The sequence below is a fragment of the Variovorax paradoxus genome, assembly GCF_030811855.1.
Classification (GTDB): domain Bacteria; phylum Pseudomonadota; class Gammaproteobacteria; order Burkholderiales; family Burkholderiaceae_C; genus Variovorax; species Variovorax paradoxus_L.
Window position 1 is genome coordinate 1 of sequence record NZ_JAUSRN010000011.1, and the last position, 24,971, is coordinate 24,971.

24 protein-coding genes are annotated in these 24,971 nt (G+C 66.2%); 12 read left to right on the plus strand and 12 right to left on the minus strand.

What is annotated here, in order from left to right; genetic code table 11:
* The 5 genes from J2X92_RS19730 to J2X92_RS19750 form a co-directional block, all read right to left on the minus strand.
* The coding region (locus tag J2X92_RS19730; RefSeq protein ID WP_307577933.1) for a dihydrodipicolinate synthase family protein at positions 1–363 on the minus strand (363 nt) is incomplete at its 3' end.
* A gap of 465 nt (positions 364–828) precedes the next feature.
* Positions 829–1,806 (minus strand): tripartite tricarboxylate transporter substrate-binding protein, encoded by a 978-nt coding sequence (locus tag J2X92_RS19735; RefSeq protein WP_373424863.1) that lies wholly within the window; start codon positions 1,804–1,806, stop codon positions 829–831.
* Between the two features lie 39 nt (positions 1,807–1,845).
* Complete coding sequence (locus J2X92_RS19740) at positions 1,846–3,051, minus strand: M20 aminoacylase family protein (protein WP_307577937.1); 1,206 nt, start codon at positions 3,049–3,051, stop codon at positions 1,846–1,848.
* 106 nt (positions 3,052–3,157) lie between these two features.
* Complete coding sequence (locus J2X92_RS19745; RefSeq protein ID WP_307577939.1) at positions 3,158–4,024, minus strand: pirin family protein; 867 nt, start codon at positions 4,022–4,024, stop codon at positions 3,158–3,160.
* A 45-nt stretch (positions 4,025–4,069) separates the two neighbouring features.
* The gene (locus J2X92_RS19750) at positions 4,070–4,456 is read right to left on the minus strand and encodes a DoxX family protein (RefSeq protein WP_307577940.1); all 387 of its coding nucleotides are present in this window, start codon (positions 4,454–4,456) and stop codon (positions 4,070–4,072) included.
* 85 nt (positions 4,457–4,541) lie between these two features.
* Between J2X92_RS19750 and J2X92_RS19755 the strand changes: the two genes are divergently transcribed.
* From J2X92_RS19755 to J2X92_RS19765, 3 genes are read left to right on the plus strand one after another with little or no spacing between them, the layout of a single operon-like run.
* Positions 4,542–5,471, plus strand: a complete 930-nt coding sequence (locus J2X92_RS19755; protein ID WP_307577943.1) for a LysR family transcriptional regulator — start codon at positions 4,542–4,544, stop codon at positions 5,469–5,471.
* 38 nt (positions 5,472–5,509) lie between these two features.
* Positions 5,510–5,986 (plus strand): FKBP-type peptidyl-prolyl cis-trans isomerase, encoded by a 477-nt coding sequence (locus J2X92_RS19760; RefSeq protein WP_307577945.1) that lies wholly within the window; start codon positions 5,510–5,512, stop codon positions 5,984–5,986.
* A gap of 14 nt (positions 5,987–6,000) precedes the next feature.
* Positions 6,001–6,837, plus strand: coding sequence for a DUF6216 family protein (locus tag J2X92_RS19765; RefSeq protein WP_307577946.1), 837 nt, complete (start codon positions 6,001–6,003; stop codon positions 6,835–6,837).
* On the opposite strand, the gene J2X92_RS19770 is transcribed toward J2X92_RS19765, so the two are convergent.
* Positions 6,834–8,447, minus strand: coding sequence for a CYTH and CHAD domain-containing protein (locus J2X92_RS19770; protein ID WP_307577948.1), 1,614 nt, complete (start codon positions 8,445–8,447; stop codon positions 6,834–6,836). The genes J2X92_RS19765 and J2X92_RS19770 overlap by 4 nt on opposite strands.
* Here J2X92_RS19770 and J2X92_RS19775 point away from each other — a divergent pair.
* From J2X92_RS19775 to J2X92_RS19785, 3 genes are all read left to right on the plus strand, one after another.
* A complete protein-coding gene (locus J2X92_RS19775; protein ID WP_307577950.1) occupies positions 8,422–9,843 on the plus strand; it encodes an amidase family protein in 1,422 nt (473 codons plus the stop codon). The genes J2X92_RS19770 and J2X92_RS19775 overlap by 26 nt on opposite strands.
* A 100-nt stretch (positions 9,844–9,943) precedes the next feature.
* The gene (locus J2X92_RS19780; RefSeq protein ID WP_307577952.1) at positions 9,944–10,366 is read left to right on the plus strand and encodes a VOC family protein; all 423 of its coding nucleotides are present in this window, start codon (positions 9,944–9,946) and stop codon (positions 10,364–10,366) included.
* A 28-nt stretch (positions 10,367–10,394) separates the two neighbouring features.
* Positions 10,395–11,603: a pirin family protein gene (locus tag J2X92_RS19785; protein ID WP_307577954.1), complete on the plus strand. Its 1,209-nt coding sequence runs from the start codon at positions 10,395–10,397 to the stop codon at positions 11,601–11,603.
* A gap of 21 nt (positions 11,604–11,624) precedes the next feature.
* On the opposite strand, the gene J2X92_RS19790 is transcribed toward J2X92_RS19785, so the two are convergent.
* Complete coding sequence (locus tag J2X92_RS19790) at positions 11,625–11,915, minus strand: YciI family protein (protein WP_307577956.1); 291 nt, start codon at positions 11,913–11,915, stop codon at positions 11,625–11,627.
* Between the two features lie 143 nt (positions 11,916–12,058).
* On the opposite strand from J2X92_RS19790, the gene J2X92_RS19795 reads away from it, so the two are divergent.
* Entirely contained in the window at positions 12,059–13,129 is a 1,071-nt protein-coding gene (locus tag J2X92_RS19795; RefSeq protein WP_307577958.1) for a M4 family metallopeptidase, read from the plus strand.
* Complete coding sequence (locus tag J2X92_RS19800; RefSeq protein WP_307577960.1) at positions 13,126–13,464, plus strand: protealysin inhibitor emfourin; 339 nt, start codon at positions 13,126–13,128, stop codon at positions 13,462–13,464. The genes J2X92_RS19795 and J2X92_RS19800 overlap by 4 nt, the downstream gene beginning before the upstream one ends.
* Positions 13,465–13,489: 25 nt before the next feature.
* On the opposite strand, the gene J2X92_RS19805 is transcribed toward J2X92_RS19800, so the two are convergent.
* Positions 13,490–14,818: an Nramp family divalent metal transporter gene (locus tag J2X92_RS19805; RefSeq protein WP_307577962.1), complete on the minus strand. Its 1,329-nt coding sequence runs from the start codon at positions 14,816–14,818 to the stop codon at positions 13,490–13,492.
* Between the two features lie 96 nt (positions 14,819–14,914).
* Between J2X92_RS19805 and J2X92_RS19810 the strand changes: the two genes are divergently transcribed.
* A complete protein-coding gene (locus tag J2X92_RS19810) occupies positions 14,915–15,223 on the plus strand; it encodes a putative quinol monooxygenase (RefSeq protein WP_307577964.1) in 309 nt (102 codons plus the stop codon).
* A gap of 76 nt (positions 15,224–15,299) precedes the next feature.
* Here the strand turns inward: J2X92_RS19810 and gap are convergent, their stop codons facing one another.
* Both gap and J2X92_RS19820 read right to left on the minus strand, forming a co-directional pair.
* Positions 15,300–16,301, minus strand: a complete 1,002-nt coding sequence (gap, locus tag J2X92_RS19815) for a type I glyceraldehyde-3-phosphate dehydrogenase (protein WP_307577966.1) — start codon at positions 16,299–16,301, stop codon at positions 15,300–15,302.
* Between the two features lie 62 nt (positions 16,302–16,363).
* Positions 16,364–18,475: a transketolase family protein gene (locus J2X92_RS19820; protein ID WP_307577967.1), complete on the minus strand. Its 2,112-nt coding sequence runs from the start codon at positions 18,473–18,475 to the stop codon at positions 16,364–16,366.
* A gap of 135 nt (positions 18,476–18,610) precedes the next feature.
* Here J2X92_RS19820 and speD point away from each other — a divergent pair, with 135 nt between their 5' ends.
* Genes speD through J2X92_RS19835 form a run of 3 tightly spaced genes read left to right on the plus strand, consistent with a single transcriptional unit; the run spans position 18,611 to position 21,116 of the window.
* Entirely contained in the window at positions 18,611–18,991 is a 381-nt protein-coding gene (gene speD / locus J2X92_RS19825) for an adenosylmethionine decarboxylase (protein WP_307577969.1), read from the plus strand.
* Between the two features lie 23 nt (positions 18,992–19,014).
* A complete protein-coding gene (locus tag J2X92_RS19830) occupies positions 19,015–19,725 on the plus strand; it encodes a nucleotidyltransferase family protein (protein ID WP_307577971.1) in 711 nt (236 codons plus the stop codon).
* Positions 19,722–21,116, plus strand: coding sequence for an aminopeptidase P N-terminal domain-containing protein (locus J2X92_RS19835; RefSeq protein WP_307577973.1), 1,395 nt, complete (start codon positions 19,722–19,724; stop codon positions 21,114–21,116). The genes J2X92_RS19830 and J2X92_RS19835 overlap by 4 nt, the downstream gene beginning before the upstream one ends.
* A 40-nt stretch (positions 21,117–21,156) precedes the next feature.
* Here J2X92_RS19835 and J2X92_RS19840 read toward each other — a convergent pair whose 3' ends face one another.
* Together J2X92_RS19840 and pbpC are read right to left on the minus strand one after the other, a co-directional pair.
* Positions 21,157–22,509 carry an esterase-like activity of phytase family protein gene (locus J2X92_RS19840; RefSeq protein WP_307577975.1) on the minus strand — a complete coding sequence of 451 codons (1,353 nt, stop codon included), beginning with the start codon at positions 22,507–22,509 and terminating at the stop codon, positions 21,157–21,159.
* A 76-nt stretch (positions 22,510–22,585) separates the two neighbouring features.
* Complete coding sequence (gene pbpC, locus J2X92_RS19845) at positions 22,586–24,961, minus strand: penicillin-binding protein 1C (protein ID WP_373424864.1); 2,376 nt, start codon at positions 24,959–24,961, stop codon at positions 22,586–22,588.
* Positions 24,962–24,971 lie beyond the last annotated feature (10 nt).

Below are 24,971 nucleotides of genomic sequence, written 5' to 3' on the forward strand. Positions count from 1 at the left end.
CAGCATCGCCTCGCGCGCATCGGCCACGTAGATCACCGAGGGCATCACCATGAACCCGGCCACTCCCAGCTTGTTGGCGCCATCCACATAGCGCAGCGCCTCGCGGGTGCTGGTTTCCGACACATTGGCCAGCACCGGGATGCGGCCGTCGGCCGCTTCCAGCGCGATCCGGGCCACTTGGAGCTTCTCTTCGAGCGAAAGCGTGCTGGCCTCGCCCAGCGAGCCGCAGGTCACCAGGCCGTGGATGCCGTTGCGGATCTGGAAGTCGATGTGGCGCGCGGTGCCTTCGGCATCGATGCTTTCATCGGCGTGGAACTTGGTGGTGATGGCGGGGAAGATGCCTTGCCAGCGGGGGTTGGTCACGTGATGGGCTCCTGGGTTGCGCGACGGAAAGCGGCCGCGGTTTAAATATATTAATAATATATCTTCAGGATATGCGTGGGGCAAGCGCTCTTTCGAGTCGGGTTCTTCTGTGATATCTGGGAAAGGGCGGGAATCCGCTCGGTGCGGCGCTGCTACTTGTGCGCGCCCGCTGGGCGCTCTGCTTTGTTCACGCTCATGCGTTCAGGGTGCGCTCCCGCCGACGGGGTACCTTTCTCCGCGAATGTCCTCCGGCCTGCGGCCTCCCCCTTTATTTCGCTGCGCAAGGCACCCCATCGACGGGATCGTTGTTCAGAGCACTGGTTGATCGGCCAGCACGACAGCCGCGCCCGGTGTGCACAGGGCGCCGGGTGCTCCCCGCAGCGAAATAAAGGAGGAGCCGAAGGCGGGGGACATTCGCGGAGGGGAGTACCCGGTGGCCTTTGCACGCGCCCTGAACAGCAGCGATCAGTCGATCTTCGCCCCAGAAGCCTTCACCACCGCCCCCATCGCATCCCAGTCCGTGCGCAGCAGCTTCTGGAACTCTTCGGCGCTCTGCGTGCGTGGCTCCACACCCAGGCGCTTGAACCGTTCCTGGATCGCCGGATCGGCCAGCACCTTGTTGGTGGCCGCGTTGAGTCGCTCGACCTCGGCCTTGGGCGTGCCGGCGGGTGCGAGCAGGCCAATCCATGAATCGAAGGCGTAGCCCGGCAGGCCGCTTTCGGCCACGGTCGGCAAAGTCGGCAGGAAGGGGCTGCGCGCCTGGCCGGTGGACGCGAGCAGCTTCAAGCGCGGATCAGCCTGGAAACCCATCACGCCGATGCTCGAGGAAATGACCGCCTGCACTCGGCCCGCGAGCACTTCATTGACCGCCTCGCCGGTCGACTTGGTCGGGATGTGCGTCATCTGCAGCCCGGCTTTCGCGAGGAACGACGCCATCGCCAGGTGCGTGGCGCTGCCGTTCCCGGCCGAGGCGTAGTTGTACTTGCCCGGGTTGGCCTTCACCTCCTTGATGAAGTCGGCCGTATTCGACACGTTGAGCCCGCTCGACACAGCCAGCACATAGCCCGCGTTGCCGATGTTGGCCACGCCCACGAAATCCTTCAGTGGGTCGTACGACAGCTTGCTGTACAGAAAGCCCGCGATGTGGTGGCTCGCGGCCGCGAGCACCAGCGTGTTGCCGTCCGGCGGCGCCTTGGCGACCACGGCCGCGCCCACCGTGCCGCCCGCGCCCGCGCGGTTCTCGACGATGGCGCTGGCGTTCAAGGCCGCGCCCAGTTCGGCGTTGAAGGCGCGCGCCACCGTGTCTTGCACCGCACCCGTGCCAAAGGGCACGACGATGTGGATCACACGCTGCTGCTGCGCGTGCACGGGCGCGATGGCACCAAGTGCCGTGGCGGCGGCAAGGACGGCCAGCGAACGTCGGGTGAACAGGGTGGGAGTCATCGGGGTGGCCACTTTCATCGTCATCAACAGAAAAAAAACTCAGCCGCCCGAAGGCAGCCAGCGCTGCACCAGCTTCACGAAGTAGCTGGCACCGATCGGAATGATCTCGTCGTTGAAGTCGAACGAGGTGTTGTGGATGATGCAAGGGCCGGGCCCGTGGCCACCCAGCCGATGGTCGCCGTCGCCATTGCCGAGGAAGGCATAGCAGCCGGGCCGCGCCAGCAGCATGTGGGCGAAGTCTTCGGCGCCCATCACGGCAGGGAAGTTGTCGGTGACCATGTCGTCGCCCACCACCTCGCGCATCACGCCCGCGGCAAAGCGCGCCTCGGCCACGTGGTTGACCACCGGCGGCGAGGAGCGATTGAAGAACACGTCGGCCGTGCAGCCGTGCGCCGCGGCCACGCCGGCGGCCACTTCGCGCAGCCGGGCCTCGATCTTGTCGATGGCTTCGATGGAGAAGGTGCGGATGGTTCCGCCGACCGTGGCCACGTCGGGAATCACGTTGGGCGCATCGGAGCCCTGCAGCTGCGTGACCGCGAGCAGCGCGCGCTCCGTGCTCGGGATGGTGCGCGGCACGATAGTCTGCAACTGCTGCGCGAGCGTGACCACGGCAGCCACCGGGTCGATGCCGGTGTGCGGCATCGAGGCATGTGTGCCGCGTCCGTGCACGGTGATCTTGTAGGTGTTGCTCGACGCCATCAAAGCGCCTTCGTTGAGCGCGAAGCGGCCCACGTCGCCGACCGGGAAGTTGTGCAGCGCAAAGACCGCGTCGCAAGGAAAGCGATCGAACAGCCCGTCCTGGATCATCTTCTTTGCGCCGGCCTTGCCCATCTCCTCGGCGGGTTGGAAGATGAAATGCACGGTGCCGTCGAAATCATCCGGCCCCTGCTGAGACAGATGCCATGCGGCGGCCAGCAGCATGGTGGTGTGGCCGTCGTGGCCGCAGGCATGCATGCGGCCCGCGTGCGTGGACTTGTGGGCAAACTCGTTGGCCTCGTGCAGCGGCAGCGCGTCCATGTCGGCGCGCAGTCCGATGGTGCGCGTGCCGGTGCCCTTGCGCAGCACGCCGACGAGGCCGGTGCCGGCAATGCCGCGGTGCACCTCGATGCCCCATTCGGCGAGCAGGCCCGCCACCTTTTCGGAAGTGCGGTGCTCTTCGAAACCGAGTTCCGGATGGGCGTGGATGTCGCGCCGGATATCGACGAAGCGGGAGGCGTTGTTGGCGAAAGAGTCGACGATGTTCATGAGAGTGGGAACTGCAGCGGAGTCGTTCGAAGCGAACGATTCTGGCGCAGCCGCCCACCGCGTGCACGCTGGTTTGCGCCGGGTGGGCGCAAAAGCGAAACCAGCCTCAGCCGAGCCGCCCCTCCTCACGCAGCCGCGCCCCGATGCGCCGGATCTCGGCCTCGCCCTGTTCGAGCGCCGCCTGGCTGGTGTGCACCGAGTAGCGGCCCATCACCAGCTCGTGCGGGTGCTTCACGGCGGAGCCCAGCACGAAGGCCGTGTCGCCGCGCGCCACGAAGTCGATGGCCGTGCCCGATTCTTCGAACACCGCCAGTTCGCCGGCGGCGATCGGCTCGCCGCCGCTGTCGCCCGCATCGAGCCGGCCGGCGTTGACGGCGACCCATCCCACCGTGTGGCCGGCGGGCGGCGTGTAGCGCCAGTGCTCGCCGTCCCTCAGTTGCACGGCCAGGTAGTTCATGGGCGCGGGCGCCGGAATGGGGCTTTGCGCCGCGCCGTAGCGGCCGAGCAGCACGCGCGCCGGGCCTTCGCTCGGCACCTGCGAGGGGGCCAGGTAGATGCTTTGGGCCGGCGCGTTTTCTTCCGCGGCCGGCAGGGCCACCCAGAGCTGGAAGCCCTGCACGCGCTTCGTGTCCGGCGCGGGCGCACCGTCGTGCCACACGCCGTTGCCGGCGCGCATCCACTCGACGCCGCCGGCCGGCAGCACGCCTTGTTCGCCGGTCGTGTCTTCATACACCGTGTCGCCTTCGATCAGCCATGTCAGCGTGGCGATGCCCGAGTGCGGGTGAATGCCGAACCCATTGCGGCTGCCGGTGGTGTCGAAGCCGAACAGGTCGAGGAACACGAAGGGCTTCAGAAATTCGCCCAGGTCGCCCGGGCTCATGAGCCGGATGATCGGCCCGTGCTGCGAGCCGCGCGTGCGGTAGACGATGGGGCGGGCTTCGGTGATGGGGGTCGTGGCAACGGCGGTGGTCATGGGATGCTCCTGAATCGATGGAAGAAGAACAAGAGGAAGAAGAGATCAGGCCGCTCTGGCCGCCAGCCGCGTCACGGGTCGCAGGCGCCAGGTCACGAAGGCCGAAAGCAGCGCGAGCACGATGGCCGGAGCGGGGCTGCCGCCGATCAGCACCACGTGCGTGGCCACGGCAAAGCCCATGGTCACGGTCAGCAACAGGCCGCCGAGGAAACCGGTCGTCGGCACCAACAGCAGCACCGCACCGCCGACCTCGACCACGCCCGTCACATAGCGGAACCACTGGCCAAAGCCGATGGCCTCGAACACCTGGACCATCTGCGGCACGCCGGACAGCTTGGCGATGCCCGCCGCACCGAAAGCCAGCGCCAGAAGAATCCGAAGGCCCCAGACGATGCGGCGCTGGGTGGGAGATGAAAAAGTTGAAGAAGTCATGGGTCCAAGGTTAGGACCGCACCCATTGATCGACTAGACGGCAGAATCGGATTGCACTCGTCCATAGAAAGAAGGAATTGCCGCCATGCTGGACCTCAACGACATCGCCGTGTTTGTGCAGGTGGTGCGCCACGGCAGCTTTGCCGAGGCGGCGCGGCGGCTCGGCCTGCCGCCCAACACCGTGAGCCGGCGCGTCCAACAGTTGGAAGCGCAACTGGGCACGCGGCTGATGCAGCGCTCCACCCGCAAGCTCACGCTCACCAGCGCGGGCGAGGCTTTTCATGAGCGCTGCGCGGGCGCGGTCGACGGGCTGATCGAGGCCGGGCAGGAACTGATCACCGGCAGCCGCGAACCCAGCGGCCTGGTGCGCGTCGCAGCCACCGCCGACTTCTTCGATTTCTTCCCGATGGAATGGGTCGCCGACTTCCTGGCCGCGCATCCGCTGGTGCGTGTGGATTTCGTGCTCAGCGACGCCAAGGCCGACCTGATCGCCGAGCAAATCGACATCGCCTTCCGCGGCGGCGCACTGCCCGACTCAGGCTATGTCGGCCGCAAGCTCATGAGCGCGCGGACCGACGGCATGGTGGCGAGCCCCGCGTACATTGCCGCGCGCGGTACGCCCGCCACCTTGCAAGACCTGGCGAACCACGACTGCATCACCTCGCCCCATCCCAGCGGCCGCACCGTCTGGCGCCTCGCCGGGCCCGGCGGCGAGGAAGAAGAAGTACAGGTGACGGGCCGCTTCACCGGCAACACTGCGCAGGCGCTGCGCAAGGCCGCACTCGCCGGCCTGGGCGTCGCGCTGCTGCCGCCCACCATGGCCCGGCTCGACCTCGAAGCCGGCCGGCTCGTGCGCGTGCTGCCACAGTACCAACGCACGGGGCAGGGGCTGAGCGTGCTGTACCCGAGCCGCAAGCACCTGCCGCTGGCGGTGTCGGCGTTCATCGGGATGGTGATGGAGAAGCTGAGTGGGGTGGAGGGGCTGCCGGAGATGTTGCGGGTGACGAAGGCCTAGCCCCGCCGGCCGGGCGATTTGCACAGAAAATGCCCCTCATGAAAATCGAAAAAGACACTGTCGTCACCCTCAAGTACAAGGTCGCCGACGCCCAGGGCAAGCTGATCGAAGCCAGCCCAGAGCCGATGGCCTATCTGCATGGCGGGTACGAGAACACGCTGCCCAAGATCGAGGAAGCGCTCGATGGCAAGGAAACGGGTTACCAGACCACGCTGCATCTGGCACCTGAAGACGCCTTCGGCCTGCGCGACGAGTCGCTGGTGCGCAGCATTCCCAAGGCCGACTTTCCGCCGGGCGTGAAGGTCGGCGGGCAGTTGGAAGGGCGGCTCGACGATGGGCGCGAGCATCTCTTTACCGTGATGAAGATCAAGGGCCCTGTCGTTTTGCTCGACGGCAATCATCCCTGGGCCGGCAAGGCGTTGCGCTTCAGCCTCCAGGTAACGGACGTGCGCGCGGCGCTTCCGGTGGAGATCGAGCATCGGCATGTGCATGGGGCGCACGGTCACCATCACTGATCCGTAGTCGGATCATGGATTTCCCGAACGCCTCCAACATCTCCAGTGTTTTCGGCGTCGTGGCGCCGTTGTTGATCGGGGCGGCTTTTCTCTGGGTTGTGTGGCGGACTGAGTCGCGCCATGTGCTCTTTAGCCGCTTGTGGCGGTTGGTCCATGGGAACCAGGAAATTGCCGACCCGCAGGTGCGCGCATTCGTTGATGAGCAGACCAGTCTGATTTCATTTCGCATGTTTGCTGGCGTGCCCGTCGCCAGTTTGAAAGAGGCGCATCAACTCATTGAATGGACGAAGCTGAACGGAGTGCAAATGCGCACGTTAAGCATATGCGGAGAGCTCTTTGATGCGGAACTTCGTCAAGTCCGGGTTCACAAGCTGCCGTCGCGTTTTTCTCAAGCTCTGAGACTGGCCCGGCTTTTTTCCGTTGCGGCGATCGGCTGCGTCTGCGTGATGAGCCTCTTCTCGTCTCAATCACTTCTCACGCTGAAGAGCACGCAGCGGTCTTTCTGGGCGAGTCCGACTCAAATGAAAGCTGTTTGGCCGCTCAACGTCGCGGCCTTGAAAGTCGACGACTGTTCGCAAGCTGCGAGTACGAATGCAATGCGCACATCGTTCAGTGAACAGGAAGTCGGAATCCTTTGCGACATCCTGAAGTCGGACGGCACGGCCGCATTCATGAAGAAGACGTTGAGCGAGCAGCGATGGTCTCTGATCATGCTCATTGCGCTCGCCCTGTGGCTCTCGTGGATGGGCCTGTTTTCATGGGCAGCTGGAGCCGCTGCTCACAAATTGGCAAAGCGCGGCATTGATCCATCGCTTCCAGGTTCTCAGTTGAGCCTGGATCTGCGTAGCTAGCTGCGCTTCTTCCAGAACCGCGGCGCCTTCTCGATCTTGCAGAGCGCCTTGCGACACGCCCTCGCGCCCGCCGCGTGGCGCGCGCTGAACCAGCCGACGGCAAACCAGGCGCGGGCGTCGCGCGCGCTGGCCTTGCGGTAGAGCGCCTGTGCGACAGCTTCGTCGTTGAATCGGCCCAGCGCGTCTTGCGCCGGGCGAAGCCGCTTCAGGTAACGCCCGGCGGCTGAGGTTTTTGTGTCCTCCGCATCCGCGAACAACGGCATCACGAATTCGGCGAGGTAGCGCAGGCGCTTGAGCCTTTTGCGCGTGCGATGCTGGTCTTCGGAGCTCAGCGATTCGAAGCGCTGGCCATCGCGCACGATCTGTTCATGCAGATGCTGCAAGCGCTTGCGCAGATAACGGCGCGCATCGCTGGCATCCAACGGCTCCGATGGCGAGGGGGCTTGTTTGGGTGCTTCGGCATCGCTTTTCGGTGCGGCTTCCACTGCAGCCGTTGCAGCCGCGGTGAACCCGATGAGCGAAACCAGCACCGATTGAAAAGCCGGCGCGCGCACGACGTCGCCAGGCGAAGGCGCGTGGGCCGCCTGCACATCGTCGCCGGCCAGCGGATCGAACGCCGGCGCCCCCGCATCTTGCAGTTGCGGCTGCGCCAGCTTGACCACTTGGTCGCGATCGCGCAGCACGCCAAGCGCGCGAAAGGCCTCGACCAGCGGCGGCTCCCATTCGGCACTATTGAAAAGCTCCGTACGCTCGTCGAGCCCCGCCAGTTCGCGCAGCGCCGTGCGCAGGCGCCGGATGCCGATGCGCAGTTGGTGGATCTGTTCCTCATCAATGCTGCCGGCCGCGATTTCGCTGGCGTTGGGCAGCATTTGCGCCAGGCAGGACGCGACCACGGCTTGCTGGATGGCACGACCGTCGGGCTCCTTGGCAAGACGCGGCGTCTCGGCTTTGACGGCCGGCACCACGTCGAGCTTGGCCAAGAGGCGCGCTCCGCGCTCGGCCTTCGATACGGTGCTGAACCACAGGCCGTGCTGCTGCGACCAGCGGTGTGCGAGCGCGACCAGTCCCCGCACGTCGCCGCGTTTGAGTTCGAGCTCCAGCTCGCACACGGGCGATTCGCGCTCGTCGGGGGTGCCCGCGTAGGCGATGACCTTGCCGACGTCGAGCGCCAGTTCGACCACGGCGCCGCCCGCCCCGGTGGTGCGCACGTCGCGGGTGAGCCGCACGATGTCGGTGGACTGGCGCTCGACCAGCGCCGCGCCGCTCGCGGCCAGCACCTTGGCGAGCCGGTCGCCCACGGGCGTGCCCTGGTGGCGTTGGGGGTCGATCACCGGCGCTGCGCTGGCGGCCGCCGCGGCGCCCAGATCGACGTTGTGCTCGAGCCGGTGCAGCGCGTTGTCTCCGGTGGCCTTGACGGTCTGAACCCAACGCCGCCCTTCCTTGCGTAGCCGCAGCACGATGCCTTGGGCGGCCAGTGCCTGATCGGCAGTGTCGAAGTAGCGCGCCTGCAGGCGGGTGCGTACGACCGTGCCGCGCCGCATGGCGGCCTCCACCGCTTGCAGGCGCTCGGCGGGAATATGAAACTTGAACTCGATTTCCATGGCGGCCATGATGCCCGTCTTCACCATGCGCACTACACACGACCCCACTGCATTACTCGCCGCAGGCGCCGTACTGTCGGCCAGGGCACTGGCCGCCGGGCAAGTGAGCGCCGCTGACCTCTGCGAAGCGTCCATCGCCCGCATCGAAGCGCTCGATGGCGCGCTCAACGCCGTGGTGGTGCGCGATTTCGCCCGCGCGCGGCGCCAGGCTGCCGAAGCCGACGCGGCGCTCGCTCGCGGCGAGCGCCGGCCGCTGCTCGGCGTGCCGATGACGGTGAAGGAAGCCTTCAACGTCGCGGGACTGCCGACCTGCTGGGGCCTGCCGCCGTTCCGCGATTTCGTTCCGCCACACGACGCCGTCGCGGTGCAGCGTCTCAAGGCAGCGGGAGCGGTGATTCTGGGCAAGACGAACGTGCCGCCCGGCTTGGCCGACTGGCAATGCGACAACCCGGTGTATGGCCGCACGGTGCACCCGCTCGACCCCCAGCGCACGCCGGGCGGCTCGTCGGGCGGCGGCGCCGTGGCGGTGGCCACGGGCATGGTGGCGCTGGAGCTGGGCAGCGATCTGACGGGTTCGCTGCGTGTTCCCGCAAGCTTTTGCGGCGTGTACACGCACAAGCCGAGCGAGGGCCTGCTGCCAACGCGCGGCTTTGCGTTTCCGGGCACCGAGGAGGCGCCCTCCGGGCTGCCTTCGGTGATCGGGCCGATCGGCCATTGCGCCGACGACCTGTTGCTGGCGCTCCAAGTGCTGTCTGGGCCCGACGCAGCCCATGTGGCAAAAGCTTGCTTCGCACTTCCCGCGCCGCGCCGCGCGGCCGCTAAGGATTGGCGCGTGCTCGTGGTCACGAAGCATCCGCAGGCCGCCGTGGCGGCGGAGGTGCGCGCCGCCGTCGAAGGCGCGGGCCAGCGACTGGCGAAGGCGGGCGCCGTGGTGGCCGAGGCGTCCGATCTATTGCCCGATCTGGCCGAGATCGGCGACACCTACGACCAGATCGTGCAGACCATGCTCGCGCACGTCGAACCGGGCGGCCGGTCGCCCATGTCGCTGCACGCCTGGTTCGACCTGCTCGCGACGCGCACGCGCATCCGGGCGCAACTGCGGGCGCTGTTCACGCAATTCGACGCGGTGCTGTGTCCGGCCGTCGGCTGCGGCGCCTTCGAACACGTGAGCGAACCGGACTTCAGCAAGCGAACACTCACTGTCGATGGAACCAAGACCCCATATTACGCACTGGGCGCCTGGGCAGCTTTGGCAAGCCTTGGCGGACTGCCGGCCACGGTCGCTCCCGCGGGCTTCACGAAGGGCGGATTGCCACTGGGCGTGCAGATCGTCGGTCCGTACTTCGAGGACCGCAGCACCATCGCCCTGGCCCGATTGCTGACAAGAACCGTGCTTGAAAAATAATGTGGACGCCGTCCATTTTCTTTGGTATCTTTTGTGGACGGCGTACACAACACGTCGGCAAACATCCGATCCACTCTTCATCGAAACAGGAAGACAACCCATGGCCAACAAGCAGATCTTCGTGAACCTCGCCGTCAAGAACCTGGAGAAGTCCAAGGCTTTCTTTGCTGCGCTGGGCTATACCTTCAACGAGAAATTCACCGACGCGAATGCCGCCTGCATGGTGATCCAGGAGGGCAGCATTCACGCCATGCTGCTGGTCGAAGACTTCTTCAAAACCTTTACCGACAAGAGCCTCACCGACACCAGCAAGAGCACCGAGGTGCTGCTGTGCCTCTCGTGCGAAAACCGGGCCGAAGTCGACGAGATGGTGGCCAAGGCCGTGGCCACGGGCGGCACGGTGCCACGCAAGCCGCAGGACTACGGCTTCATGTACAGCCACGGCTTCCAGGACCTCGACGGCCACCTGTGGGAGCTGGTGTACATGGACCCGAACGCCGAAGTGCCCCACCAGAACCCCTGATGCCCCGGCGCTGAAACGCACGAGCGTGATGCCCATCGTTCCATATGCGCTTCTCACTGTTGCGCGAAAGGGCCCTTCCTTAAAGCGCGCGAGCCCCGATATTCCGAAGATCAGCGCGGCCGTACGTTCGGCGGCGCAACCAACAGAAAGGAATATCGAGGTGTCCGCCCACAACATTGATGAAGAAGCCCGCAGCCCCGTCCTGCAGGTAAGCCCGCTCGGCTTCCCGTGGCAGACGATCGACCCGTTCCTGTTCTGCGTCTATCACGACGATGCCTATCCCAAGGCCAACGCCCGGATGGGTCCCGATGCCCCGCTGGCGGGCCGCCAGATCGGCCAGGACTTCAGCCGCAAGGACGGCTGGAGCATGTATCACGGCGAGACGGTGCCGGGCTTTCCCTCGCACCCGCACCGGGGTTTCGAGACGGTGACCATCGTTCGCAAGGGGCTGGTCGACCATTCCGATTCGCTGGGCGCCACCGCGCGCTTCGGCGGCGGCGACGTGCAGTGGCTCACGGCCGGCAAGGGCATCGTGCATTCGGAGATGTTCCCGCTGCTCGATGCGAACGCGCCCAACCCGCTGGAGCTGTTCCAGATTTGGCTCAACCTCCCGGCCGGAAGCAAGATGGCCGAGCCGCACTTCACGATGTTCTGGTCGGAGGCGATTCCGCGCTTTGCATCGGACGACGCGAAGGGCGGCCGCACCGAGGTCGCGGTCATCGCGGGCCAGTTCAGTGGCGCGTCGGACAACGGACAAGGACCCATTGCGCCTCTTGCGCCGCCGCCTGATTCATGGGCCGCAAAGGCCGATGCCGGCGTGGCGATCTGGACGCTCAAGATGACGCCGGGCGCCCAGTGGACGCTGCCGGCCGCCGCGGGCGAAGGCACGCGGCGCGTGCTGTATTTCTTCAAGGGCGCCGTGGCGCACATCGCAGGCCGACGCGTCGAAGGCCCGGCCGCCATCGAGCTGCGTGCCGATGCGGCTGTAGAACTGCGCAATGGCGACGGCGAAGCCAGCGAGTTTCTGCTGCTGCAGGGCCGCCCGATCGCCGAGCCGGTGGTGCAGTACGGCCCGTTCGTGATGAACACGCAGGCCGAGATCGGCCAGACCCTGGACGACTACCGCCGCACGCAGTTCGGCGGCTGGCCCTGGGACGATCCGGCGCCGGTGCATGACCGCGGCGCTGCGCGCTTTGCGCGGCACCCTGGCGGACGCGAGGAATCGCCGGAGGCCTAAGCACGCAACTTCGGGGCCGCGTCAAACGGTCTTGAGGATCTCAGTAGCGGGTGCGGTCATGCTCGGCACGAACTCGATCACTTCGGTGGTCGCCACGCCGTTCTGCACGAAGGGGTCGCGTGCCAGCACCGCCTCGAGCGCGGCCCGTTCGCCCGAGCGCGCGAAGATCACGCCGCCCTTGCGCGGCACCTGCCGGCCCGAGGCCAGGAAGAGTCCGCTCTCGTAGTGTTTTCGAAGCCAGGTCATGTGCGCGTCCATCAATACATCGAGCTCTTCCAGGGGACGAATGTAGGTCAGGGTGACGATGAACATGGCAAAGGCAACAAGTGGGTCGAGCTCCGATCGTATGGCCTTGCCTTTCCATTTCGTGACACCAGAAGTAACGGAGTGATCCAGTTTTTACGGGTTTCTGCTACCGTCTTTTCTACCGTTCCACCGCTCGAGGAGAGTTGCCCATGCCGCTCCGGCCGCCGCCCCTTTTGCCACCCAGCTTCGTACCGCCGTACCTGCTGGACCGGCTGGCGGAACGCGCCAGCGCGCATGCCAGCGCACGGGCGGCCCAGACGCTGATGATCGACCGCGAACACCGCGGGCTTCGAGAAGCGGTGGCTTCGAAAGGCGTGTCGTCGGGCCCGGCGCCGCGCTACCTTCGACGCGACTCGCCGGCGCGCGCCATTCATGACGCGGAGCACACCATGAGCCTGCCCGGCCGGCTGGTGCGTGCCGAAGGCCAAGCCGCCATCGGCGACATCGCAGCCGACGAGGCCTACGACTACCTTGGCGCTACCTACCGCCTCTACCACGACGTCTTCGAGCGCGATTCCATCGACGGCGCCGGCATGCCGCTGACCGGCAGCGTGCACTACGGCAACGACTACGACAACGCCTTCTGGAACGGCAAGCAGATGGTGTTCGGCGACGGCGACGGCGAGGTCATGAACCGGTTCACCATCGCAGTGGACATCATCGGCCACGAGCTCACGCACGGCGTCATCGACCATGAGTCGGGCCTCGTCTACCAGGGGCAGCCAGGCGCGCTCAACGAGTCGATCTGCGACGTGTTCGGCGCTCTGGTCAAGCAGCACCTCCTGAAGCAGACGGCGCAGCAGGCCGACTGGCTCGTGGGCGCGGGGCTTTTCACCGCCAAGGTGAAGGCGCGCGCGCTGCGTTCGATGGCCGAGCCCGGCACGGCCTACGACGACCCGGTGCTGGGCAAAGACCCTCAGCCCGCCCATATGAAAGACTTTGTCGTCACGCGGCAGGACAATGGCGGCGTGCACATCAATTCCGGCATTCCGAACCGCGCTTTCTGCCTCGCTGCCACGGCCCTCCCCGGCGTGGCGTGGGAGACCGCGGGCCGTGTCTGGTACGACACGGTGTGCGATCGGCGGCTGCGCCAGGACGCCGATTTCGAGGCCTTCGCGCAACTGAGCGTGGAGAACGCGGCCAAGCGCTTCGGCGCAGACAGCGCGGTGCACAAGGCCGTCGGCGCCGCTTGGAACACCGTGGGAGTCTCACCCTCATGATTCAGCTTCCACCCCTGGACCAGGCTTCCATCGTGCGCGTGACGCGCGAGGGCGGCGTTGCTTATTTGCCGGGGCTTTCGCGCCCGCGCAGCTACCAGCTGGGCAATTGCAGCGAAGAATTGCGCCAGCAGATCGGCGAGGCATTGCAAAGCGCCGCCCCGCATGCGGAGCAGGGCGGCGGGCCCGGCTCGCAGGGCGGCGACCAGCGCTTCTACCGCGTCGAAGTGGTGGTGGAAAGCGCTACCGCGCATTCAGGTTCGATCAGCTTCGAAGTGCCCGAGTCCGAGGCGCCCGAAGCGCTGGTGCACCTCTGGAAAGACGCCGCCGACCGCTGAGCCCGCGGCGGGCGCGGCTTTCAAATCAAAGCCCGCCCAGAACCGTCGAAGCCACCAGCCACACGTTGGCCGAGCTGATCACGCCGAACAGCCCCCAGGCCAGCAGCTTGACCAGCGTGCCATTGGCAAAGCCGCCCATCAGCGAGCGGCTGCTGGTGAAGCGGATCAGCGGCCACATGGCAAACGGGAGCTGGAAGCTCAGCACCACCTGGCTCAGCACCAGCATCTTGCCCACGCCGCCATCACCGAACCACCAGACGCCGAGAAAGGCCGGGCCCAGCGCCAGCGCGCGCGTGATCAGGCGGCGCTGCCAGCACGGGATCTTCAGGTCGAGAAAACCTTCCATGATGATCTGGCCCGCGATGGTGCCGGTGAAGGTTGAGCTCTGGCCCGAGGCCAGGAGCGCAATGCCGAACAGCGTGGCCGCGAACGCGCTGCCCACGATGGGCTCGATGAGCCGGTAGGCATGGTCGATCTCGGTCACTTCCACGTGGCCGGTGCTGTGGAAGGCGCTGGCCGCCAGCACCATGATGGCCGCGTTGACCAAGAGCGCGAGCGACAGCGAAAACACCGCGTCGAAGGTGCAGAAGCGCACCGCCTCGCGGCGCGCCGCATCCGTGGCGGCCACCAGCCGGGTCTGCACGATGGACGAATGCAGGTACAGGTTGTGCGGCATCACCGTGGCGCCGACCACGCCGATCGCGAGGTACAGCGCGCCCGGCTGCTGCAGCCGCTCGAAGCTGGGCGCGAAGCCGATCGCCACGCCGAACCAGTTGGGCTGCGACATCGCAAGCTCCACCACGAAGCAACCCGCGATGGTGCCCACCAGCCCGAGCACGATGGCTTCGACGCGCCGAAAGCCCGCGCCCTGAAGCCCCAACACGAGGAGCGTGTCGAATGCCGTGATCGCAATGCCGACCGGAATCGAAACGCCGAACAGCAAATGCAATGCGAGCGCGCTGCCCAGCACCTCGGCCAGGTCGCAAGCCACGATGGCGAGCTCGGCACCCAGCCACAGAAAGCGGCTGGCGCGCGGTGAATAGCGCTCGCGGCAGGCGCGCGCCAGGTCCTTCTGCGCCACGATGCCGAGCCGCACGCACAGCGTTTGCAGCAGCATGGCCGCGAGGCTCGCGAGCAGCACCACGAAGAGGAGGCCGTAGCCGAAGCGCGAGCCCGCCTCGATGTCGGTGGCCCAGTTGCCGGGGTCCATGTAACCCACCGACACCAGCAAGCCGGGGCCGGCATAGCGCAGCAGCTTCTTGCCGAAGGGCAGATCCTGCGGAACCGCCACGCTGCCCTTGACTTCGGAAGGGCAGAACGGCGCCGTGGCCGTGCGGGGCAGGGGAAAGAACATGCGCGCGATGATAGGGTCGCGCGCGGGACCCGCGCTCGGGCGGCGGATCTTTTAGATTCGACGACTCCCATCCACAACCACACTGGAGCCCTTTTCATGATTCACGTCGTCGCCGTCGTCAATGCCAAGCCAGGCCAGCGCGCCAAACTGCTCGAAGCCTTTGCGGCCAACCGCGCGGCCGTGCTGGCCGAAGAGGGCTGCATCGAATACGCGGCCACCATCGACGCACAAGGCGTCCCGACATCGAAGGCCAGCTTCGGCCCGGACACCTTCGTTGTCATCGAGAAGTGGGAAACGCTGGCCCACCTGCAGGCCCATGCGGTGGCACCGCACATGGCGGCTCACGGCGCGCGGACGAAGGAGCTGGTCGAGAGCAAGCTGATCCACGTGCTCGAGCCGGTGTGACGATTCGGTTTTTTTCTTCCGTGAGCCCATGAAAAAACGCGCCCGAGGGCGCGTTTTTCGTTGGAGCTTCGAAGCCTTACTTCGAAACGACCTTCACCATTTCGAGGCACTTGTTCGAGTAGCCCCATTCGTTGTCGTACCAGCTCACGAGCTTCACGAAGGTACCGTCCAGGGCAATGCCGGCTTCAGCGTCGAAAATCGAGGTGCGCGGGTCGCCGCGGAAGTCGGTGGCCACCACCTTGTCTTCGGTGTAGCCGAGCACGCCCTTGAGTGCGCCTTCGCTCTGCGACTTCATTTCAGCGCAGATTTCCTTGTAGGTGGCTTCCTTCTCCAGCTCGACCGTCAGGTCGACCACCGACACGTCGGAGGTCGGCACGCGGAAGCTCATGCCGGTGAGCTTCTTGTTGAGCTCGGGGATCACCACGCCCACGGCCTTGGCCGCGCCGGTGCTCGAGGGAATGATGTTTTCCAGGATGCCGCGGCCGCCGCGCCAGTCCTTGTTGCTCGGGCCGTCGACGGTCTTCTGCGTGGCGGTGGCGGCGTGCACGGTGGTCATCAGGCCGCGCTTGATGCCCCACTTGTCGTTCAGCACCTTGGCGAGCGGCGCCAGGCAGTTGGTGGTGCAGCTGGCGTTGCTGACAATGGCTTCGCCGGCGTACTTCTTGTCGTTCACGCCGTAGACGAACATGGGCGTGTCGTCCTTCGACGGGGCCGACATGATCACCTTCTTGGCGCCTGCTTCCAGGTGCTTCTGGCAGGTTTCCTTGGTGAGGAAGAGGCCGGTCGACTCGAGCACGATGTCGGCGCCGACTTCGTTCCACTTCAGTTGCGACGGGTCGCGCTCTTGCGTGAGGCGGATCTTCTTGCCGTTGACGATCAGCGTGTTGCCTTCAACCGTGACTTCGCCCTTGAAGCGGCCGTGCACCGAGTCGTACTGGAGCATGTAGGCCAGGTAGTCGGGCTCGAGCAAGTCGTTGATGGCAACGATTTCGATGTCGTTCTTGAAGTTCTGCACCGCTGCGCGCAGCACGTTGCGACCGATACGACCGAAGCCATTGATACCGAGTTTGATAGCCATCTGATTTGCTCCTAAGGTTGAAAAACTTTTTGATCGAACAGAAAGAAAACGCCTGGCCGGGCTCAGTCGCGCAGGGCGGCTTCGACCGTGGCGGCAACGTTTTCCGCCGTGAACCCGAAATGCTTGAACAGCGCCGATGCCGGTGCTGACTCGCCGTAGCTGTCGATGCCCACCACGGCTGCGCAGCCGTACTTCCACCAACCGGCGGTGCAGCCCATTTCGACGGCGATGCGCGGCAGCTTCTTGGGCAGCACGCTCTTCTTGTAGGCCACGTCCTGGCGGTCGAAGGTGGTGGTCGAGGGCATCGACACCACGCGCACCGCAATTTTCTTCTCGGCCAGCAATTTCTGCGCGGCCAGGGCCAATTGCACCTCGGAACCGGTGGCAATGAGGACCGCGGCGGTCTTCTTGCTCTTGAGGCCGACGACCTCGGGTTCCGACAGCACATAGGCGCCGCGGCTGATGTCGCCGAGGTCGCCCTTCGGCGCATAGGCGATGTTCTGGCGGCTCAGCAGCAGTGCGGTGGGCCGCGCCTGGTTCTGCAGCGCCACGGCCCAGGCCACGGCGGTTTCGGCCGTGTCGCCCGGACGCCAGACGTCGAGGTTCGGAATCAGGCGCAGCGACGCGGCGTGCTCGATCGACTGGTGCGTGGGGCCGTCTTCGCCAAGGCCGATGGAGTCGTGCGTGAACACGTGCACCACGCGGCGCTTCATGAGCGCGGCCATGCGGATGGCGTTGCGGCTGTAGTCGCTGAAGGTCAGGAAGGTGCCGCCATAGGGAATGAAGCCGCCATGCAGCGAGACACCGTTCATGATGCCGGCCATGCCGAACTCGCGCACGCCGTAGTTGATGTGGCGGCCGATCACGCCGTGGGGCGGCTCGGCGTTGTCGGCGGTGCTCTCGGGTGCGGCTTCGTCTTCGGCGCCCTGGTTGGGCTGCTGGACCGGCACGTCCATGACCACGGCGCCGGTCTTCACATCGAAGCGCATGGCCGCGGTGCTCTTGGTGTTGGTGAGGTTGGAGCCCGTGAGGTCGGCGCTGCCGCCGAGCATCTCGGGCAGCGCGGCGGTGAAGGCCTCCAGAGCAAGCTGACTGGCCTTGCGGCTGGCCACGGCTTCGCCCTTGGTGTGGGCGGCCACCACGGTGTCGAAAGCCACCTGGTGGAAGTTCTTCGGCAGCTCGCCCTTCATGCGGCGGGTGAACTCGGCGGCAAGTTCAGGGAAGGACTTGGCGTAGGCGTCGAACTTGTCGTTCCAGGCCGATTCGGCCACGGCGCCTTCGGCCTTGTGGTCCCAGTCGGCGTAGGCTTCCTGCGGCACTTCGAAGGCCGGGTGCGTCCAGTTCAGCGCGGCGCGGGTGAGGGTGATTTCCTCGGCGCCCAGCGGTTCACCGTGGGCCTTGGCGGTATTGGCGCGGTTCGGGCTGCCCTTGCCGATCTGCGTCTTGCAGATGATGAGGGTCGGCTTGCTGTCCTGCTTCTTCGCCTTGGCGATGGCCTTGGACACGTCCTTGGCGTCGTTGCCGTCGATCGGGCCGATGACGTTCCAGCCGTAGGCCTTGAAGCGTTCTTCGGTGTTGTCGATGAACCAGGGCTTCACCTGGCCGTCGATGCTGATGCCGTTGTCGTCGTACAGCGCAATCAGCTTGTTCAAGTGCCAGGCGCCGGCCAGTGCGCAGGCTTCGTGGCTGACGCCTTCCATCATGCAACCGTCGCCCAGGAAGGCGTAGGTGTGATGGTCGACGATCGCGTGGTCCTTGCGGTTGAACTCGGCCGCGAGCAGCTTCTCGGCCAGCGCAAAGCCCACGGCATTGGTGATGCCCTGGCCCAGCGGGCCGGTGGTGGTTTCTACGCCGGGGGTCACGTCGACTTCGGGATGGCCCGCTGTCTTGCTGTGCAGCTGGCGGAAGTTCTTGAGCTCGGCAATGGGCAGGTCGTAGCCGGTGAGGTGCAGCACCGCGTACAGCAGCATCGAGGCGTGGCCGTTCGACAGCACGAAGCGGTCGCGATCGAACCAGTGCGGGTTCGCGGGGTTGTAGCGCAGGTGCTCGCCCCAGAGTGCGACGGCCATGTCGGCCATGCCCATCGGTGCGCCCGGATGTCCGGAGTTTGCTTGTTGGACGGCATCCATGGCCAGCGCGCGAATCGCGTTGGCCATCAGGGCTTGGTTTGCCATGGGCGGAGGACTTTCGGGGAATGTGGATTGGGGGGAACCCGCGATTTTACCGGGCTCGCTCCGACCCCCTCCAATACGCCCTGTGCACCCGGCCGATGTTCTTTGGCAGTGCCCGGACTGCTAGAGTTGCCACCCATGCATGGGTTGCACCTCACCGCCGATCTCCACGACTGCCAATGCGGGATGCAATGGCTCACCGACAAGGAGGCGCTCGGCGCCGTCTGCCTCAAGGCGGTCACCGCCGCCGGGCTGCAGCCGGTGGGCAAGCTGGTCCATGGATTCCCGGCCACGCCAGAAGGGCCGGGCGGCGTGACGGCCACGGTGCTGCTGGCCGAATCGCACCTGTGCATCCACACCTGGCCCGAACAGCGTGGCGCCACGCTCGACGTGTATGTGTGCAACTTCGGCGGCGACCATTCGGCCAAGGCGCATGCGCTGATGGAATGCCTGGTCTCATTGTTCAAGCCCGGTCACAGCGAACGCAACGAGTTGCTGCGCGGCAAGGTGGCGGCTTGAGCACCCGGGCTTCCGTACGAGCGATGATCCTTGCCGCAGGCCGCGGCGAGCGCATGCGGCCGCTGACCGACACCACGCCCAAGCCGCTGCTCGAAGTGCGCGGCAAGCCGCTGATGCAATGGCCGATGGAGGCGCTGGCCGCTGGCGGCTTCACCGAACTGGTGGTCAACACCGACTGGCTCGGCGAGAAGATTTCCGGCCGGTTCGGCGCGAAGCCATTGCTGAATGGGCGCAGCGCGCTATCAATTTCATATTCCGACGAAGGCCGCGACTTTGGCGGAGCGCTGGAAACGGCCGGTGGCATCGTGCGCGCATTGCCCCAGCTGGGCGAGGTTTTCTGGGTCGCAGCCGGTGATGTGTTCGCGCCGGATTTCGCCTTCACGCAGGCTGCGGTCGACCGCTTCGCAGCCAGCGGCAAGCTCGCGCACCTGTGGCTGGTGCCGAACCCGGCGCACAACCTGAAGGGCGATTTCGGACTGTCCGCCGATGGCCTCGCACTCAATTCGGCGGCGGAGAAGTACACCTTCTCGACGATCGGCCTGTACCGCGCAGCGATCTTTGCGCCGCCGTACTGCAACATTCCCCCCGGCAACCCGGCGGGCGCCAAAGCCCCGCTTGCACCCATCCTGCGCGCCGCGATGGACAATGAACTCGTGAGCGCCGAGCTCTACACCGGGCCCTGGACCGATGTGGGAACGCCCGAACGGCTTCTTCAACTGAACACGCCAAGATGACCTCAGAACACAACAAGATCTACGCCGAGCGCCGCGCGCGCCTCGCCTCGCAATTGGGCAAGGACGGCATCGCCATCGTGCCGACCGCGCCCGAGCGGCAGCGCAACCGCGACAGCGATTTCTTGTTCCGCCACGACAGCTACTTCTATTACCTGACCGGCTTCACTGAGCCGAATGCCTGGCTGGTGCTCGCGGGCGATGGCCGCGCCACGCTGTTCTGTGCGCCCAAGGACCTGGAGCGCGAGATCTGGGACGGATACCGCGTGGGCCCCGATGCGGCCCCAGCGGCGCTGGGCGTGGACGATGCTTTCTCGATCAACGAGCTCGACGCAAAACTGCCGAAGCTGCTGGAGAACAAGTCGACCGTGTGGTTCCCGTTCGCGATTCACAAGGGCCTGGAGACCCGCATCGACGGTTGGCTGCAATCGGTGCGCGCGCGCGTGCGCTACGGCGCGCTGTGCCCCGAGGAGCAGCGCGACCTGTGCGGGCCGCTCGATGAAATGCGTCTCTTCAAGGACGCGCACGAACAGGACATCATGCGGCGCGCCGCGCAAATCAGCGCGCGTGCCCACATCCGCGCGATGCAGCTTTCGGCCCGCATGCTGCGCGAAGGCAAGGACGTGCGCGAATACCACCTGGACGCCGAGCTGTTGCATGAATTCCGCCTGGGCGGCTCGCAGTACCCGGCGTACGGCTCCATCGTGGCGGCCGGTGCCAATGCCTGCGTGCTGCACTACCGCGCCGACGCGGCGCCGGTGCGAAGCGGCGAGCTGGTGCTGATCGACGCGGGCTGCGAGCTCGACAGCTACGCGAGCGACATCACCCGCACCTTTCCAGGCAACGGCAAGTTCAGCGGACCGCAGCGCGCGCTGTACGACCTGGTGCTGGCCAGCCAGGACGCGTCGGCCGCGGCCACCAAGGCCGGCAACCGCTTCACCGATCCGCACGATGCGGCCGTGAAGGTGCTTGCGCAGGGCATGCTCGACCTGGGCCTGCTCGATGCGAAAAAAGTGGGCGGCGTGGACGACGTGATCGACAGCCGCGCCTACTTCCAGTTCTACATGCACCGCACCGGCCATTGGCTCGGCATGGACGTGCACGACTGCGGCAGCTACGTCGAGCCCACGCAGGTGGGCGAGGTGAGCGAGCGCAAGGATCCGTTGTCGAACGAAGTCATCAAGAACCGGCCGAGCCGCATCCTGCATCCCGGCATGGTGATGACCCTTGAGCCCGGCATCTACGTGCGGCCAGGCGAGGGCGTGCCCGAGCAGTTCCACAACATCGGCATCCGCATCGAGGACGACGCGATCGTCACGGCCACCGGTTGCGAACTCATTTCGCGTGGCGTGCCGGTGAAGGCGGACGAGATCGAGGCGCTGATGCGGGCGTGATCGCCCCCGCTGCGACGCCGATGGCATCGAAGCGGCTTTATTACTTCGCCTGCAGCAGCGCGCCCACTTCGAGCAGCACCAGTTCGTTGTCGTCGGCCTTGTTCGGCTCGCGGCTGCTGGAGAACGGCAGGTTGTTGTCGTTGCCCACCACGATGTGCGTGGCATCCACCACGTCAACGTTCTCGATGGTGAAGAACGGGAACTTCAGCACGCCGTCATTGAGCGGCTTGCGCGCGAGCTTGGCCGGGTCGGCAATGTTGAGCAGATCGATGTAGCCGATCTTGCGCACCGCACCGCCCACGTTGGCGTCGTTCAGCTCGACCTTGTAGACGCGCTTGAATTTGGCGATGTCGTGGAAGCAGTCGGCGCGCTTCTGGCCTTCGGGGCAGGCCTTGTCGCTCGTGCCTTCACCGTTGTCGCGCTCGATGATGAGGCCGGTGGTGCCGTCGATCATGTTGAAGTCGCCGATGGCGTTGCCGTTGGCTTCGAGCGGATATTTCCAATGGCGGCCAGTCCATTTTTCAGACGCCACGTCGAACTCCAGCACGCGCAGCGCTTCCTTGCCGTCAAGCCTTTCGTAGTCTTTTGCCTCGGGGATCCACACCGGGCCTTCGAGCAGCGCGTAGAGCTTGCTGCCGTCCTTCGACGAGGCCATTCCTTCGAAGCCCTTGGAGCGCTTGACCTGGAAGTCGACCGCACCGCCCGGCGCGCCCGGCGTGGTGACTGCGGGATGGTCGGGCGAGCGCACGGCCTTGCCGTCGACCAGCGTGTCGAACACCGCGAGCACCTTGCCCTTCAAGTCAGCCTTGATCAGGAAGGGGCCGAACTCCTCGCCGATCCACAGCGCGCCGCCGGCGAACTGGAAGCTCTCGGGGTCGAAGTCCGAGCCGGTCAGATAGCGCTGTTTCGTGCCTTCGTGAACGATGCGAAAAGGCACCTTCTTGTCGGGATCGTGCAGGAAGACCGTGTCGAGATGGTTGAACTTGCCGCTCTTGAAGTCCACCTTGTAGTGGTTCAGGTAGAGCATGAAGTCGGGCGAGTTGGCCTTGGCGCCGGCGCCGTTGTCGGTGAGGATCCAGAACGACCCGTCGTCCATCTTCTTGATGCCCGAGTGGCCTTGCAGCGGCTGGCCCTTGAAGGGCAGCGAAACACCCGTGCTGCGGCCGGCCGAAAGGCCTTCGACCGTACCCAGCGCCTCCACGCGCTTGCCCGAGGTGAACTTGCCGCTGGCCTGCAAGTCGGCCGGCGCATCCTTCGGCGCGGCCACGAAGCTCTGCGCGGGCAACACGGCGTGGCCGGCGAGCGTCGCGGGGAAGGCGGTCTGTGCGGCGGCGTTGCCGCAGGCGAGCGCGGCGGCAAGGGCGATGAAGGAGAGAGAAGCGAAGCGCGTCATGAGCAAGAAGAAAGGTTTCAGTCGAAACGCGAGACCATGCCGATTGCGCGTGACGCGGCCATGACATGCAGCCGGGTCAGGGTGCGATGTCGACGGTGACCTCGCGCGATTCGGCGCGCCCCTGGTCATCGACCGCGCGCAGCACGTAGCGCCGGCCCGTCTCCGCGAGGTCGGGCATCCAGGTGATGCCCTCGCCGGGCGCCGCGCGGCCGATCAGCGCATCGTCCGCGAACCAGTAGATCGTCTGCGTGCCCGCAGCCGCTTCGGCGCGCAGCACCAGCGGCTCGGGCTTCTTCACCCGCAGTGTGTGCCGGACGCCGCGCAATGGCGAGGTGATGAGCGGCGCCGTCTCTGAAGAAGCCTTGCCTTTCTCGCAGCCGTCGGCCGGCAGGCTCGCGCGTGGCAGCCCGGCTTGCCGGAACAGGCGGCGCATGTCGCTGCCCCATTGCTCGACCACTTGCTGGCGTGCGTGAGGCTGCGGGCCGCACACCACCTTGCCGGTCGTCTCGTCGACCCACACCGCGCGATGCAGGTTGCTGACCTGAATCGGCGATTTGCCAGCAATGAACCATGTGGTGGTGCGTACCGGGCACAGCGCATCGGGCAGGCCGCCAGTGGCGGTGCAGACCTCGACTTGGCGCAAGTCCGCAGGCTGCCGCGTTGCGACCTCGCCGGGATCGAGCCGCTCGGCGCGCAGCGCATCGACCATGCGCAGGAACAGCGGCGCAGCCGCATCCACGCCGACGAGCGCCGGGTTGCTGGTGCCGTCGAAATTGCCGACCCACACCACGAGCACATGCCGGCCGAACACGCCCGCGGTCCATGCATCGCGGAAGCCCCACGAGGTGCCCGTCTTCCATGCGATGGCCGGCCGCGCGGGCAGGGTGGTGTCAGGCCGCGGCGTGTGGCGCAGCATGTCGAGCGTGATGAACGAAGCCTCTTCGCTCAACAGGCGCAGCGGCTGGGCCGGCCGCTCGTCGGGCGCGGGCTGCGTGTAGCGCAGCGGCTGCGAGATGCCGCCGTTGGCCAGCGTCGCATAGAGGCCAGCGAGTTCCTCCGGCGTGACCTCGCCACCACCCAGCACCAGCGCCAGGCCGTAGTGCGATTCGCTCTGCAGCTTCGAAACGCCCGCCAGCCGCATGAAGTCGTAGAGCCCCGGCTTCGAGAGCTTCGCGGCCACGGCCACCGCCGGGATGTTGCGGCTGCGGATCAGCGCCTCCTGCGCGGGCAGTGGGCCGGCGAATCGATGGTCGAAATTCTCGGGTGTGTAGGGCCCGAAGGACGTCGGCGCATCCTTCAGCATCGTCTTCGGATGCAGGAGGCCCTGGTCGAGCGCCAGCGCATAGATGAAGGGCTTGAGCGTGGAGCCCGGCGAGCGCTTGGCCTGCGTGCCATTGACCTGGCCCGCGATGGCGTCGTTGTGCCAATCGGCCGAGCCGATCAAGGCGCGCACCTGCATCGTCGAGGCGTCGAGCAGCAGCGCGCTCGCGTTGGTCATGCCCACGTCGGCATGCGTGCGCAGGTACTGGCCCATCACGCGTTCGAGCGTGGCCTGCATGCGCAGGTCGATGGTGGTCCGGATTTCCTGCACGCCGCGCTCCTGCGCGAGCAGCATGTCGGTGGCGTGCGGTGCAAGAAAGGGCAAGCTGCCGCGCGACTGCGCCGACAGCGCGAGCTGCGCGTCGGGCGCGTGCTGCTTCGCGGTCGGGTCGCGCTCGGCCCACAGCGCCCAGAGCCGCTCGCGTGCCGACTGCAGTTCGGCATTGCGGCCGCGCTCGGCAATTCGCTTGACGGGGTTCTGCGGAATCACCGCGAGCGTCAGCGCTTCGGGCAGGCTGAGCTTGGCGGCGTCCTTGCGAAAGTAGATGAGGCTCGCGGCCTGCACGCCTTCGATGTTGCCGCCGTAGGGGGCGGTGTTGAGGTACGCCTCGAGGATCTCGCGCTTGCTGAAGCGCGCCTCCAGCCACAGCGCCGCGCCGATCTGCGCGCCCTTGCCCATGGCCGTGCGGCTGTCGATGCCGTACACGCGCCGCGCGAGCTGCATCGTGAGCGTCGAGCCGCCCTGCCGCCGCTCGCCGCTCGCAATGCGCCAAGCGCTGCGCACCAGCGCGGCGGGGTTGACGCCGGGGTGCGCGTAGAAGCGCCGGTCTTCATAGAGCAGCACTGCGTCGATCAACGTTGGAGAGATGCGGTCGAGCGGCACCCAAAGGCGGTATTGCTCGTCGCGCGCGAGCGTGAGGCGCAACAGCTCGCCGCCTTGTGCGTACACGGCGCGCGAACTGCCGACGGTTTCGCTCAGCGGTGCGTGGGGCCAGAAGCGCAGCAGCGCGAGCAGCAAGGCAACAGCCACGAAGGCGACCAATGTCTTCCTCCCTCTCCCCGTGTTACTCCCTCTCCCTCCGGGAGAGGGTTGGGGTGAGGGCAGCGGCGATGAATCAAACGCAGTGGTCATGGTGGCGCCG